Origin of the sequence: Chroococcidiopsis sp. CCNUC1 (assembly GCF_023546805.1) — a bacterium.
Classification (GTDB): domain Bacteria; phylum Cyanobacteriota; class Cyanobacteriia; order Cyanobacteriales; family Chroococcidiopsidaceae; genus Chroococcidiopsis; species Chroococcidiopsis thermalis.
Map to the genome: position 1 here is coordinate 2,163,553 of NZ_CP097480.1, position 13,343 is coordinate 2,176,895.

At 44.1% G+C, this 13,343-nt stretch carries 13 protein-coding genes and 1 pseudogene; 3 read left to right on the forward strand and 11 right to left on the reverse strand.

Annotated elements, in window-relative coordinates:
• Positions 1–112: 112 nt before the first annotated feature.
• From M5J74_RS10100 to M5J74_RS10115, 4 genes are all read right to left on the reverse strand, one after another.
• Complete coding sequence (locus M5J74_RS10100; protein WP_250016513.1) at positions 113–1,189, reverse strand: hypothetical protein; 1,077 nt, start codon at positions 1,187–1,189, stop codon at positions 113–115.
• Complete coding sequence (locus M5J74_RS10105; protein ID WP_250016515.1) at positions 1,072–1,884, reverse strand: glycosyltransferase family 39 protein; 813 nt, start codon at positions 1,882–1,884, stop codon at positions 1,072–1,074. The genes M5J74_RS10100 and M5J74_RS10105 overlap by 118 nt, the downstream gene beginning before the upstream one ends.
• 54 nt (positions 1,885–1,938) lie before the next feature.
• Positions 1,939–2,238 (reverse strand): DUF6464 family protein, encoded by a 300-nt coding sequence (locus M5J74_RS10110; RefSeq protein WP_015153989.1) that lies wholly within the window; start codon positions 2,236–2,238, stop codon positions 1,939–1,941.
• 142 nt (positions 2,239–2,380) lie between these two features.
• On the reverse strand, positions 2,381–2,887 hold the full coding sequence (locus M5J74_RS10115) for a hypothetical protein (RefSeq protein ID WP_250016518.1): 507 nt from the start codon (positions 2,885–2,887) through the stop codon (positions 2,381–2,383).
• A 121-nt stretch (positions 2,888–3,008) separates the two neighbouring features.
• Here M5J74_RS10115 and ppk2 point away from each other — a divergent pair.
• Positions 3,009–3,859, forward strand: a pseudogene (gene ppk2 / locus M5J74_RS10120) (polyphosphate kinase 2).
• Positions 3,860–3,893: 34 nt separating this feature from the next.
• Here the strand turns inward: ppk2 and cofH are convergent.
• From cofH to M5J74_RS10145, 5 genes are all read right to left on the reverse strand, one after another.
• Positions 3,894–5,030, reverse strand: a complete 1,137-nt coding sequence (gene cofH / locus M5J74_RS10125) for a 7,8-didemethyl-8-hydroxy-5-deazariboflavin synthase subunit CofH (RefSeq protein WP_250016519.1) — start codon at positions 5,028–5,030, stop codon at positions 3,894–3,896.
• 943 nt (positions 5,031–5,973) lie between these two features.
• Positions 5,974–6,315: a hypothetical protein gene (locus M5J74_RS33385; RefSeq protein WP_371933995.1), complete on the reverse strand. Its 342-nt coding sequence runs from the start codon at positions 6,313–6,315 to the stop codon at positions 5,974–5,976.
• On the reverse strand, positions 6,308–7,237 hold the full coding sequence (locus M5J74_RS10135) for an LD-carboxypeptidase (protein ID WP_015153994.1): 930 nt from the start codon (positions 7,235–7,237) through the stop codon (positions 6,308–6,310). The genes M5J74_RS33385 and M5J74_RS10135 overlap by 8 nt, the downstream gene beginning before the upstream one ends.
• Positions 7,238–7,327: 90 nt before the next feature.
• Positions 7,328–8,398: a glycosyltransferase family 4 protein gene (locus M5J74_RS10140; RefSeq protein ID WP_041462420.1), complete on the reverse strand. Its 1,071-nt coding sequence runs from the start codon at positions 8,396–8,398 to the stop codon at positions 7,328–7,330.
• Between the two features lie 116 nt (positions 8,399–8,514).
• A complete protein-coding gene (locus M5J74_RS10145) occupies positions 8,515–9,603 on the reverse strand; it encodes a DMT family transporter (RefSeq protein WP_015153996.1) in 1,089 nt (362 codons plus the stop codon).
• A gap of 160 nt (positions 9,604–9,763) precedes the next feature.
• On the opposite strand from M5J74_RS10145, the gene sppA reads away from it, so the two are divergent.
• Positions 9,764–10,585, forward strand: coding sequence for a signal peptide peptidase SppA (gene sppA, locus M5J74_RS10150; RefSeq protein WP_015153997.1), 822 nt, complete (start codon positions 9,764–9,766; stop codon positions 10,583–10,585).
• Between the two features lie 140 nt (positions 10,586–10,725).
• Positions 10,726–11,142 carry a chorismate mutase gene (gene aroH, locus M5J74_RS10155; RefSeq protein WP_015153998.1) on the forward strand — a complete coding sequence of 139 codons (417 nt, stop codon included), beginning with the start codon at positions 10,726–10,728 and terminating at the stop codon, positions 11,140–11,142.
• An 11-nt stretch (positions 11,143–11,153) separates the two neighbouring features.
• Here aroH and M5J74_RS10160 read toward each other — a convergent pair whose 3' ends face one another.
• Together M5J74_RS10160 and M5J74_RS10165 are read right to left on the reverse strand one after the other, a co-directional pair.
• Positions 11,154–12,383: a M20 family metallopeptidase gene (locus M5J74_RS10160; protein ID WP_250016522.1), complete on the reverse strand. Its 1,230-nt coding sequence runs from the start codon at positions 12,381–12,383 to the stop codon at positions 11,154–11,156.
• Between the two features lie 199 nt (positions 12,384–12,582).
• Positions 12,583–13,230 (reverse strand): Uma2 family endonuclease, encoded by a 648-nt coding sequence (locus tag M5J74_RS10165; RefSeq protein WP_250016524.1) that lies wholly within the window; start codon positions 13,228–13,230, stop codon positions 12,583–12,585.
• Positions 13,231–13,343 lie beyond the last annotated feature (113 nt).

Sequence of the window (13,343 nt, forward strand, 5' to 3'; positions counted from 1 at the left end):
TCTTTACCACAACCTCAGTTGTAACCGTTTGTCGTTTTTTCAGAAATTAATTTGTTACCGGTAATTCAGACAATTTTGCGAATATGGTTGTATAGAATTTGGGAATTGTCCCTTATTGACAGTGGAAAAGTTTGGCTCGGTAGCCATTGACTTTAGCTCGGCGTTGTGAATCTGGGACACAAATTTGATTATTTCCTTCCTCTAAGTCGTGTCTGGCGCTAGTAAAGTTGACAACCCATAAATCTAGGGGTTTTGGTAGTTCAGCAATTGTTTTGTAAAGAGTTTCTACTGAGCGATTCGAGCTACGGTCGTGCTGAGCTAAAAGAAACAAAGGAGAATTTACTTGAGAACCATACAGATGTTTAAACTGCCAACCCAGTGTCATGAGTTCTCTCACCTGTGCGCGAGTATAGTGAGCTGTAGCGATTAAAATTGGATTTTGCGATCCTTGTTGCATAATTGGTACGAGGCGATCGGGTCTTTCAATCTTTTGATAACCAAAGTTAAAAACGACAGTTAAAGCACCGAGCAAACCGAGTAGCCAAATTAGCACGACTGCAACTTTACCTCTTGTTTGCAGAAACTTGAGTCGTAACTGCTGACGAGGAGTCCAGTTTAACTCTGTATGTTGAACTAATCGATTGCTATCCCAACAAATTGCTAATGCCGCGCTGACGATCGCAATCAAGGCTGGAAAGTAAACAAAGTGATAGCGCGAGGCAATACTCAAATCTGCACCCAAGGCGTAGGTAACAATCGAAAATAGCGCGATCGCTACCAAAACAAATCCACCTACAACTTGAGTTCCACTGCGAGATCGCGATCGCCATAACTGAATTTTCCAACCGCTAATGAGTATGGGCAACGTCCAAAATAGAAAAGCGACGATAATTACACCGCAAACCAGGGCAATTGGTTGACTCACGCCCTCAACGGGTAGCAGCCACAGCATTGAAATCATCCATGCTAAAAACCTCGCCGTGCTTTCTAAAATACTGCCGAAAGGATTACCACGATAAATCCAATCTGTCATTTGGTTATCTGGAATACTTTGCAAGAAAGGCAACCAGATTAAACCCCCTGCTGTGGTTCCAGCTGCAACGGCAATGAGTCGGTAGGGGCGGGTTTGGAAACCCCCCGTACAGGGGAGTTGGGAAATTTTGAATTTTGAATTTTGAATTGTTTCCACACTACAGCAAGCAAAACTATTGCCTCGGCGCAGAGGGTGAGGGTGAAAAAGTAATGAACGGCGATTCCTAAAGTGTTAATTCCCACCCAAGTGAAGACTAACCAAATTGGGATCGGTTTTCGGTTCTCTAGACAGCGTGTAGCAACAACTAAGCAAGCTAGAGACGCAATAATAACTAAAATTGCTAGGGTATAGTGGCGCGGTTCTTGGGCTTGGTAGATGCCATAGGGTGAGACTGCCATCATTGCGGCGGCGATTTGTCCTACCAGGCGGGAACGAAAAGCTAGCCAGCACAGACCAAAAATAGCAGGAATTGCAGCCACTCCCAGAATGGCACTGAAGGCTCTTGCTGCCCATAATGAGACTAGTCCCTCATCTGGGGGAAATAGCTGTAACCATAGGTGATTGAGGAGGAAATAGACAGGAGGATGGGTACTCTCTGTCATTAAATTGTGAAAAACATCACCAAAACTGGCAGATGGACGAGGCTGTAGTGGTTGTAGTAGGGTGTCTAGGGCGATCGCTCGATCTAAAGGGACAGTGCGAAAACTATTACCTAAACTAAATACTAAGGTGGCAAATTCATCCGACCAAGGTGGCTTCGCATCCAAATTAATAAATCTAATAATCGTGCCGATCGCAATCCAGCCAAAAAGTATCAGCCACTGAAGCCAACTTCTCTGGGCAAAATTCACCAACCCTCACACCCCTTACACCAAATAAATTACACCAATAAATTAATCAAGCAGCTATCGCGGTTCGTAGTAGCGACAACCCTCACAGGGTCCTTCAGGATTGACCGCACACCTAATATACCCGGAACGAGCATTGTAGCGACAGCTGATGTCACCAACTAGATATCCTACTCCTTCCAAATAGTAGCGATCGCTATGAAGTGGTGTAGCTTCGCTTCTCTGTGTCCTGATGGAGGTAAAGTCGATCGCTTGCCTAAATCTCGCTTGTATTTGCGCCTCTCTTCGGCGCAGTAGCCACAGCGATAGCAATGATGGCATTAGTCCTAAAGCAAGAATCCAGAGTGCTACTCCCACCTGTGCTTTACCTCTTGTCAGCTGTCAGTTGTCAGTTATCAGTTATCGGTGACTAGTGACTGGTGGCTAGTGACTAGAAAGGAGTCCAGCCACTAGCCAGTACGCCGTTAACCAACAACCAACAACCCTCTTACTCCCTAATCTATAACAACCAATTCAGTAGAGGGAATTTTTGCTTGGTTTTTGTCTTTTGTCTCAATGTTTGCGCTAGCTGTTGTGCTTCTCTTTCAGCTTGAAATAAATCGATGACTTTAGTTGTCAAAATGAATTCACTTGTATTGCGGCGCTTGACTTGGGGTACAACTACTGAGCGGTACTCGCAAGCACTTCCAGATAGCTGTTGAGTATAGTTTATTTGGTTGGCGATCGCTTTTAATCCAAAGATTGCTGCTTCTAGTTCTGCGGCTAATTGATTAATTTTGTCTGCTTGTGCTGCCAAGTGCTGCCATTCGCGGCGATTGCTGTGAGACAATTCTGATGGGATTTGAGGCTGCAAGGGTGGTATTGCCTGATGTTCTCGCTTTGGGATTGCGATCGCCGTTACACACGATCGATGGCGTTCGGGAGATACTGGTAATGTTACGACTCTAGAACGCCCTAGATGCTGCTGGATGGGAAATTGGACTAAGTTTGATTTGAGTTTTGTCATACTATTTCTCGATTGGAGATCGCCGCTCAAATTTTAACTGCATGTTAGTACAAGCGAACTATATTGACAAGGAAAGAACAGGTTAACTTTTTTAAAAAAAATTCGTTTAGGAGAAAAACCCATGTCAGCTATAGATCGAAATGGGACTCATGCAGCAGTCAAGTCTGCTGAAAGCACCAAAGAGAACAAATCGAAGAAAAAGCTGAACGGTAAGTTATACGAAAAAGAATTGGCACGACTGCAAACAGAGTTGGTGAAATTGCAGTACTGGGTTAAACATCAAGGTTTAAAAGTAGCGCTGATTTTTGAAGGACGTGATGCAGCCGGAAAGGGAGGCGCAATTGGTTGCGTGACGGAATACCTCAATCCGCGTGGTTGTCGTGTGGTGGCTTTGGGTACGCCTTCAGATGTGGAAAAGACGCAGTGGTACTTTCAGCGTTATGTTGCCCATCTACCTGCGGCGGGGGAAATTGTGCTGTTCGATCGCAGTTGGTACAATCGTGGGGGGTAGAACGGGTGATGGGTTTTTGTACTGAGGCTCAATATCAAGAGTTTATGCAATCTTGCCCTGAATTCGAGCGGATGTTGGTGCGATCGGGGATTATTTTGTTGAAGTACTGGTTTTCTGTCAGCGATGAGGAACAGGAACGCCGTTTTCAAGCGCGGGTAAAAGATCCGGCTAAACGCTGGAAACTCAGTCCGATGGATATTGAAGCCCGCGATCGCTGGGAGGAATATTCTAAAGCTAAGGATGTCATGCTAGCTCATACTAATATTCCAGAGGCTCCTTGGTTTACGGTGGAAGCCGACGATAAAAAACGGGCGCGACTTAACTTAATTCAACACATTTTAAGCAAGATTCCCTATCAAGATATGACTCCAGATGCATTCGATTTACCACCTAGAAAACCTGGAACTGGCTATAATCGTCCACCTCTAAACGAACAGTTTTTCGTTCCCCAGGTTTATTAAATAATTTGTAGTAGCGTCAAGAAGATTTCATAACTTAAATGAGATTGCCATACAAGGTATCTCTTTGACGGTAGGGACGATTGAGGGAAGCGATCGCTGTTTGTAGTGTGTCTACTTCCATGCAAGTACCGCCAACTGCGCCTGCCATTGTGGTAATGTGTTCTTCCATCAGCGTGCCGCCAATATCGTTGCAACCCCATTCTAAAGCTGTTGTTGCGCCTGCGAGTCCGAGTTTGACCCAACTCGGTTGATGGTTGGGAATCCATTTTCCTAGATAAATTCGCGCCACTGCTGTGAGTAGCAAAGCATCTGCTAAAACTGGTTGATCTCTTCCCACCCGCTTTCTTAACGGCTTAGGTGCTTCTTGTCCGACGAAAGGCAGTAAAATAAACTCTGTAATTTTTGTAGGATACTGCCGCTCGATCGCAATTTGTTGAAGCGATCGCAAGTGTTCTAGGTGACGAATTTGCTGTTGGGGTGTTTCAATATGTCCAGATAGCATGGTACTTGTTGTCGGCAAGCCAAGCTTATGTGCCGTACTTACAATTTCTAACCATGTCGCTGTATTAATCTTTTCTGGACAAAGAATTCGCCTAACATCATCATCCAATACTTCTGCTGCTGTTCCTGGCATTGAACCAACACCAGCATCCCGCAAAGCAGCAATAACGGTGGCGTAGCTCAAACCGTCTTCCCTAGCAATAAATTGCACTTCTTGGGGAGAAAAGGCATGTAAATGCAATTGGGGAAATTCAGCTTTAATAGTTTTGACTAAGTGTAAATAGTATGACAGCGATTTGCCATCTATTTTTGCTGTAGGGTGAAGCCCCCCCTGCATACAAATTTCTGTTGCCCCTCTTTGTACGGCATCGGTAGCTTTTTCTAAGATTTGTCCCCATTCCAACCAGTAGGAACCTGCTTCGCCCGCATCGCGACGAAAGGCGCAGAAACTACAGTGTTGTTCGCAAATATTGGTAAAGTTGATATTGCGGTTAATGACATAAGTAACGGTATCGCCCGCTTGTTGATGGCGAAGTTTATCGGCAGTATCGCGGATGAGAGCAATTGCTTCCGGTGCAGTTTGTTGTAATAACTCTACTCCTTCGGCTGGAGAGATATCGTCTCCAGATAAGGCGCGATCGAGAATAGGTTCAATTGTTTTGGTTATCATTCTTTGAAGTAAGTCGTGAGTCGTGAGTCGTGAATCGTGAGTCGCGAAGAGGTTTAAGTAGATTCTTCACTCTTTACTTCTGCCACTCAGATTTTTACAATCATCTTTTTAAACTCATAATTTTATTATCGACAAATTCAATTCCTGGTAAGGATATCTATATATCGCAATTCTCGTTGTGAGGCGCATTTGTAGGGGCGCATAGCCGTGCGCCCCTACAGATCTTGTATTTCATCTCACTCCCGATCCCTCTTCTGTCACTTTAGGCAAATTCAACGAATCTACGTGGTTTTAGCCTACGAAAAATCAAGGTTTCACCCCAGTTTGACAGAAGAGGGATCAACACTATTTCCCACCACCGCTCAATACTGGTATAGTCAGTGACTCGAAAATCTGCCCTTCCCCTGTTCATTTTTCACCTGTTTAAATCCATACTCAATCCAACCGCGAAGGCTATAGCGTTTCCCCAATTGTAACTGCCAAGATTTAGGTAGATTAGTCATCACAAACCAAGTCTCAAGTGGATTTGTAGTTGGGCTGTTTGTTTTACTGATTTTGTAGTAGCGGATTGGATGGGCTTTGCTAAAGACAATTTCGCGCTCTCTAGCAAGTTTCATCTGGTCGATGAGAGAGAGCTTGAACGGATGCACGCGGCTCGGTTGTAATGGACTTTCTGACCTGCTACGACTAGTAGCACACCATGAGGACTACGAATTGCAACCAGAAAAGGAAGTTTTAAGCGAAGAAATTCGTGAATCACATCTCCACTTTCTCCATATCAGCTGTCTGCTAGTACTAGCACAAGAGCGGAATTTCCATTCCTCAAGTGCTTGTAAAATTTCCACCGCTAATTGGGGCGCGCATTTTATATAGCAATCCTATTTGATTCATGAACGTGGAGCAGGCTTGAAGCCTGCGGCAGGCTAGAAGCCTACTTTACAAATCATTTAGAACTGCTATATACATCACCCGGTTGCAGTCGTGAGTGTGGTTTGAATATCTTCAATCGCAATGGGTACGTGATGTGATCTACGACTGCATCAGCGTTGACTGACACGATTCCATTATCAGTTTTACCCAAGTTACCAATGTATTGCTTGGCAACAGAAATCGACGAAGCCAACAGTAGTAACGGCAGGACGTGGCTCAACCATACTCTAGCAGTGAAAGAGAAAGTTTTACCATCTATTTTACTCCCGCTAAGGTGACAGAAGAAAGATAACAAATTTAAAATTGGTAATCGGTAGTTGGTAATTGGTAGTTGGCGAGAGGTATTTTCATGCATCACTCTCTACTGTCAACTGACCCTTATCTGCATCTAGAGTTGCAGAGATACCAACTGGTAATGCGGCGTTGCAACCATCGTGACCGAAAGGCAAATCTGAAACTATGGGAAGATTTAAATCCCCTAAGCGATCGCATAATACTTCTTCTATGGTCAAACTAGAAATATTTGGCGGTGGTTCGCAACGGCTAAAACGTCCTAAAGCAATACCTTTAACCTTAGTAAATGCACCGCTCAAACGCCATTGTGTCAAAAGGCGATCGATCCGATACGGTGCTTCGGTAACATCTTCTAAGGCAAGAATAACATCATCAAAATTCGGTTGAATCGACGTACCCAGGAGATGAGTCGCAACAGTCAGATTTGCTGGTAGCAGCACGCCCGTCACCACGCCACCACCCCAACCCTTCCCCTGGAGAGGAGATAGGGGACGACCTTCCACCCAATCGAATAATCTTTGTCTAGACCAATCTGGTTCCCCTGCTAGCGTCGTCAGTACAGGCGCGTGAACGCCTGAAATTCCTTCTTTACATAGACTCCAGAGTAAGGCGGTAATGTCGGAAAAACCGATAAGCCATTTGGGAAAGGATGTGGGGGCGCACAGCTGTGCGCCCTTAGCAGCCATCCACGTCCAATCTTCCAGAATTCTCATCCCACCATAGCCACCCCTAGCGCAGAGAATACCGCGACAGTCGGGATCTTGCCACGCATCGAGGAGTTGTTGGCGACGACTCGCATCGGTTCCGGCTAAATATCCAAAACTGTCGCCGATTGTAGGACTAACTTTAACTTGATAACCACGCGATCGCCATATTTCGATCCCCTGTTCAAATGCTGCCATTTCTCGCAAAGCGCCGCTAGGGGCAATTACTTTTAATAAATCTCCTGGTTTTAGTGGCGGTGGCGGTTGGCAAATAGGCATTGCTGCATATAACGAAACTGTAGTTAGCGTAAAATATACCTGGGAGGTATACGATTATGCAAATAGCTAATACAGATTTAATGGGAAGAATTATAACTGCAAAATATCCCTAAACCACGCCTCAAACCGATCGCCTAACGCCTCTAAAGAAAATTCAGCTTCGGCTTGTTGACGACAAGTATAACGATTGATTTCATCTAAACGCGCGATCGCATTTACCAATCCCTCTACACTATCTGGTTCGACTAAAAATCCCGTCTTTCCATCTTGAATAATTTCGGCGGGTCCCCCACGGCGATATGATATAACTGGTACGCCACAAGCTAAGGCTTCAATTGCTACATTGCCGAATGCTTCTACCCAACGGGGAGTCATTAACATTGCCCGACACTGACGCAATTCTTGTTGCATTTTTGTGGTTGAAAGAAACCCTAAATACTCAAAAGGTGCGTTAGCATAAGTCTGGCAAATTTGCTGCCAGTAGTCTTCATCTTGAATTTTTCCCATAACTTTTAAGGGAATTTTAGCAATTTGAGCTGCAGCGATCGCATCTTCTAAGCCTTTTTCAGGAGCAATCCTTGCTAACCAAGCTAATTTGTTTTGAGGATGAGAACAGAACTCATATAAGGATAAATCTATGCCACTACTAAGATAATATATAGACCTATCACTAGTTTCTACAAAAGAAAATGTTGCTCCTTGGGAGGGAGTGTAGAAACCAATCGTCCTTGGAAATTGCTCTGCAACTTGTGCCACAATTTCATCCATCGCAGCATAAATTGAACCCATGCTCACAAAATGGGCAATAGGAGTTTTAAAAAATGGGGTGAGATAAAATGGCAACCAATCGTAAGCAAAATTGACAATTAAATCGTACTCATTCTGTACTTGTCTTGCATATTCACACAGATTCGCCAGCACAGAATTTTCCGGCATAGTAATGGGTGCATTTCTTTCCTGGTTCTGGGCAATAATTTGTAAATTACCAGGAATTTCTACAATTGGCATTGACTCAAGTTTCGACCCTTGAGGGGCAAGAATTTGCAGCGTATGCCCCCGCTTTATCATTTCTTGAGCAATATTGTACAGGCTTAATTCTACTCCACCCCCCAATCCTGTGCCGAGGGGTCCCACGGAAGTAGAGATAAATAATAGTTTCAATGGTAGTTGGTAGTTGGTAGTTGGTCATGAGTGAATAGCGCATGGCAGAGATTGTCTCTACATCCTTCTGACTCCTGACTCCTCAGTTTTAACTTTTGACTTTTAGCTTTTGACTTTCATAACTCTGATTCTTTCATAGGAACAGGTACGGACTTTGCTGTTTCCAAAACTTTTTCCGATTCGGATAGATGTGACTCTTTGGCTGTAGATTTCTGAAACAATTGTTCTAATTTCTCTCGCTGATTGACGAGATAAATACTAACTAAGGTGAGAGAAACGCCCGTCCACTGGATGGGGCTGAGAACTTCGGAGAGAATTAAGCTACCAAATAAGAGGGCAAATACAGGTGTGAGAAAGGTAAGGGCGCTAAGACTGGTAAGGTTACCGCTAGAGGCAAAGTAGAAGAATAACCCATAGGCGATCGCACTACCAAAAATCGTGGCATAACTTAGCGATATCCACCCAGATAAACTAATATCTGCCCATTGCCCAGCCTCTAACCCCGCAGAAAGAGCAAATAAGGGAATTCCACCAATAATCATATGCCATCCCGTTGCTGACACCGGATCGGCGTGACGACAAACATAACGAATAGCTACCGTACCGACAGCCATTGATAGGGCTGCGAGTAACATCAACCATTCGCCGCTGGCGAATAAGGATTGTAGGGGCGGGTTCTGAAATATTTGTTGCAACACTGACATATCTGGTAAACTCGCCCGCACAGGGGTAATACCAGAAAATAGGTTGAGAATTAAATCGTCTGGTAAGCCAATTAAACTAATCCCCAGTACGCCAAACATCAATCCCAGCCATCCCCATAAACCGATTCGTTCGCCAAATAACCAACTCGACATTAAAGCCACAGCTAGAGGCTGGGAGTCAATCATAACCGATCCTAAACCCGCCCCAGTTCTCACTAAACCTTCTGCCAAAAAGCCTTGAAACAGCGATCCATCAATTAAGGCAAATAGACTAATCCACAACCACGCCGCCCATCCTTTAGGCTGAGGTCTACCCATCGCCATTGCTGCACCTAATACTAATATGCCAGCAGGCAACAGTCTGACTCCTGCCATGAATAAAGGTGTTGTATGGGGAATAACGCCTTTCATCGCTACCATTGCTGTTCCCCAGAGGAAAAAGGGTGCGATTAGTAGCACGGAGGCAAAGGGTAATCTTGATTCAGTCAGTTTCAGATGCATGGGATGGCTGACGGCTGGGATGAGAAGATAACATTTCTCCGATCTTAATCGATTATGTATTTTTGTGAAGCGATCGCTATGTACTGTAACAGAAATCTACAGAGAAAAAATGTTCTATGCTTAAAGTCTAAATTGAGTTACGTCTGGTATATAACTGTACATGCTACGGCTGTTTAAAACCCCTTTTCGCAAACAAATTGCACGGCTAGAAATTACTGGGGCGATCGCGAGTGCGACGCGCAAAAGAGTTCTAGAAGCCCTCAAAACTGTAGAAGAAAGACGCTTTCCCGCCTTACTACTCCGCATTGATAGCCCTGGCGGTACGGTAGGAGACTCTCAGGAAATCTATAGTGCTTTAAAACGACTGCGAGAAAAAATCAAAATTGTTGCCAGTTTTGGTAATATCTCTGCTTCTGGCGGTGTCTATATTGGCATGGGAGCCAGTCATATTGTGGCAAACCCAGGTACGATTACAGGTAGTATTGGGGTAATTCTGCGGGGCAACAACCTAGAACGCTTGCTAGATAAAATTGGTGTTTCGTTCAAAACAATCAAATCTGGACCCTATAAAGATATCCTGGCTTTCGATCGCGAATTGACAGAACCAGAACAACATATTTTGCAAGAATTGATCGATACCAGCTATCGGCAATTCGTTCAATCTGTGGCTGAAGGGCGAAATCTGACAGAGGAAGCTGTGAGAAGCTTTGCAGACGGACGCATTTTCACCGGACAGCAAGCTTTAGAGTTAGGCGTTGTGGATCGGTTGGGAACTGAAGAAGATGCCCGTCGTTGGGCAGCAGAATTAGTCGGACTCGATCCAGAAAAAACCAAGTGTTTCACTCTAGAAGAACGCAAACCCCCATTGCAGCGATTACTTTCTAGGGAGTCTACGGTAGCATCTGGTTTATTAACTGGGGTAGATTGGTTAGAGTTTGAGCTATCTACCAGCGGCTTACCTTTGTGGCTATATCGTCCGTAATTGAGATGATTTTGGCTGATTCTAGATCCTAGTGGCTAGCGACTAGTGACTGGATCGGAATAAGAATCTAGCCACCAACCACTAGCCACTCATCAACACAAACAACTATTCGGTTAATTTAATTTAAGGAGGAATTGAGCGTGGAGTGGCGATTAAAAGCAATTCGTGGGGCAACAACCGTTACAGAAAATACGGTGCAGGCAATTGACGAAGCCGTGACAGAAATGTTAGATGAGTTGGAGATGAAGAATCAGCTAGATCCGACTCAAATTGTGAGCGTCACTTTTACTGTCACTCGCGATCTCGATGCCATTTTTCCCGCTGCGATCGCCCGTAAGCGTCCTTTCTGGGACTGTGTAGCCATGCTTGACGTACAGCAGATGCATGTAGAAGGTAGTTTAGAACGTTGCATCCGCTGCTTAATCCACGCAAATCTTCCTGCTAATCAAGTCCAGGTTTGGCATCCTTATTTACGCAAAGCAAAGAGTTTACGCCCCGATTGGAGTTCTCCTCAAAGGCTTGTACAACCAGAATCAGTCCAAACTCATTTAAGGTGAAAAGACAGCTTTCAACTGCAAAACTTTTCCACGCAACGTACAAAAATTTCTACTCCCATACCCAAAGCAGTTTCATCAAAATCAAATCGAGGATGATGGTGAGGATAAGCTAAGTTTTTGCTGAGATTAGCAGAGCCTAAAAAGAAGTAGCATCCTGGGACTTCTTGTAAGAAAAATGACATATCTTCACCACCCATTGTTTGACATTCCGGCACGATACCAATGGGCGTTTCTACAACTTTTTCAGCTTGCGATCGCACCAGATCTGCTATTTCTGCATTATTAATTACAGGTGGGTACAATTGCCAGTATTCTAACTCGTAACTCGCACCTTGACTCTGACAAACACCTGCAACAATTTGTTCAAATCGTTGACCGAAATAGCCGTCATATTTCGGATTAAAATAGCGGACTGTACCGCCCAGATGGGCTGAATCTGCAATGACGTTATGGGCAGAACCAGCATGAAATTCTCCTACTGTGACGACAGCAGAATCAATTGGATCGACATTTCGCGCCACAATTGTTTGTAAAGCATTCACAACTTGACTGGCGACGAGAATTGCATCTACTGTTTGATGCGGCATTGCACCATGTCCGCCTTTCCCCTTAATTTTGAGGTCGAATAGTTCTACCGCAGCCATTAACGCGCCGCTACGCACTCCAACCGTACCCAAAGGTAAGTTATTCCACAAATGCAAACCGATAATTGCATCCACATCGGGATTTTTTAACACTCCCGCTTCAATCATGGGTTTTGCGCCGCCTGGTCCTTCTTCTGCTGGTTGAAAGATAATTTTTACAGTACCTGCAAAATCTTCTTGGTGCTGAGATAGATAGTATGCTGTCCCTAGTGCGATCGCGGTATGTCCGTCGTGTCCGCAAGCGTGCATTACACCATCATGCTGCGACTTATAAGGCACGTCATTTTGTTCTTGGATGGGTAACGCATCCATATCGGCGCGAATGGCTAGAACGGGCGCACAGCTGTGCGTCCCTACAGATTTTTTGCCTTTGATTGTGGTTACGATTCCTGTTTTGGCAATTCCTGTTTGGTGTTCGATGCCCCATTCTTGTAGCTTTTGGGTAATAAATTCAGATGTAATAAGTTCCTTAAACCCTAGTTCTGGACGTTGATGCAGCCGCCGCCGCCATTCTACCAATTGCGCTTGCAACGCTTGGATATCTGGGCGAATGCGAGAACGATCGACTGTGAGAGGATTTAAGGAAGTAGAAACCATGCTGAGTAAATAATCTTTTGGGGCAGAATTGCTGACATACCTATACTCAGTTTAAGGTGCAGCGAGGAAAACTGCATCTTGTATGGTTAACTGGTGCGATCGCGCCAGTCAATAGTCAAAAGGCAAGAGTTAAAAGTCAAAATAATAGGTATTTATAGTGAGATTTAAGTATAGAATGAGTAATGCCCTCATAATTAAATTAAATTGAATTTTTACTAAATTGCGATCGCAGTCTTTGGCGAAAATCTTTTGCAGCTGCTAAGGGGTTGGAGTTAGTGAGGCATTCAGCCAGTAAATTAATATCTAAACTCGGTAATATTTCGCTTCGATCTATTCTCTCATAGCCAAAAGTTTGCTGAAACTGAGAAGGCGTTTCTTCACGCAAATGATAAAGAGAGAAATTCTCATTTTGCCAAAACCAAACTTCTCGTACATTCAATCGCTGATAGAGTTCTAATTTATTAATTCCACCGCCAGTTACTACTACTTCAATAGCTAAATCGGAAAAATCTTTTTCAGTGCCAATACAATAGCTTTCATCTGGTTCTGCCCCTGCTTGGCTTTCTTCCTTGCGAAAAGTCGTAGAACCTGTAGGAAAGTACTCTGTATCTGTTTCTAAAAAGAAAAGTTCTAATAATCCACCAATACGAGTTTTTCCCTTTTCATGACGGCGACTTGGCGACACAATTTCTAAAACTCCATCCAAATAAGCAACCCGATAGCCAGAATTATCGCCTAAATCGGCAACTAAGGCTTCGTAATGCTGCCAACTCACTCCAGTAACAATCCGTTTCTCTTCTGGATCGTCAGCTTGCAGGCGTTGAGTTAAATCGTTGAGTAACACCATAATTGAAAGTCAAAAGTTAAAAGCCAAAAATCAAAATAATATGTTAAAGACAATCTTCTATAGCCTTCCTTATTAAGGGAGATTTCTATAGCCCCCCTTTTTAAGGGGGGTTG

Bases quoted from the DNA above. Each gene is read 5' to 3' on its own strand.
- M5J74_RS10115 (WP_250016518.1), bottom strand. From the start codon at position 2,887: ATGACAAAACTCAAATCAAACTTAGTCCAATTTCCCATCCAGCAGCAT.
- cofH (WP_250016519.1), bottom strand. From the start codon at position 5,030: ATGATAACCAAAACAATTGAACCTATTCTCGATCGCGCCTTATCTGGA.
- M5J74_RS33385 (WP_371933995.1), bottom strand. From the start codon at position 6,315: ATGCATGAAAATACCTCTCGCCAACTACCAATTACCAACTACCGATTA.
- M5J74_RS10135 (WP_015153994.1), bottom strand. From the start codon at position 7,237: ATGCCTATTTGCCAACCGCCACCGCCACTAAAACCAGGAGATTTATTA.
- M5J74_RS10145 (WP_015153996.1), bottom strand. From the start codon at position 9,603: ATGCATCTGAAACTGACTGAATCAAGATTACCCTTTGCCTCCGTGCTA.
- sppA (WP_015153997.1), top strand. From the start codon at position 9,764: ATGCTACGGCTGTTTAAAACCCCTTTTCGCAAACAAATTGCACGGCTA.
- M5J74_RS10160 (WP_250016522.1), bottom strand. From the start codon at position 12,383: ATGGTTTCTACTTCCTTAAATCCTCTCACAGTCGATCGTTCTCGCATT.
- M5J74_RS10165 (WP_250016524.1), bottom strand. From the start codon at position 13,230: ATGGTGTTACTCAACGATTTAACTCAACGCCTGCAAGCTGACGATCCA.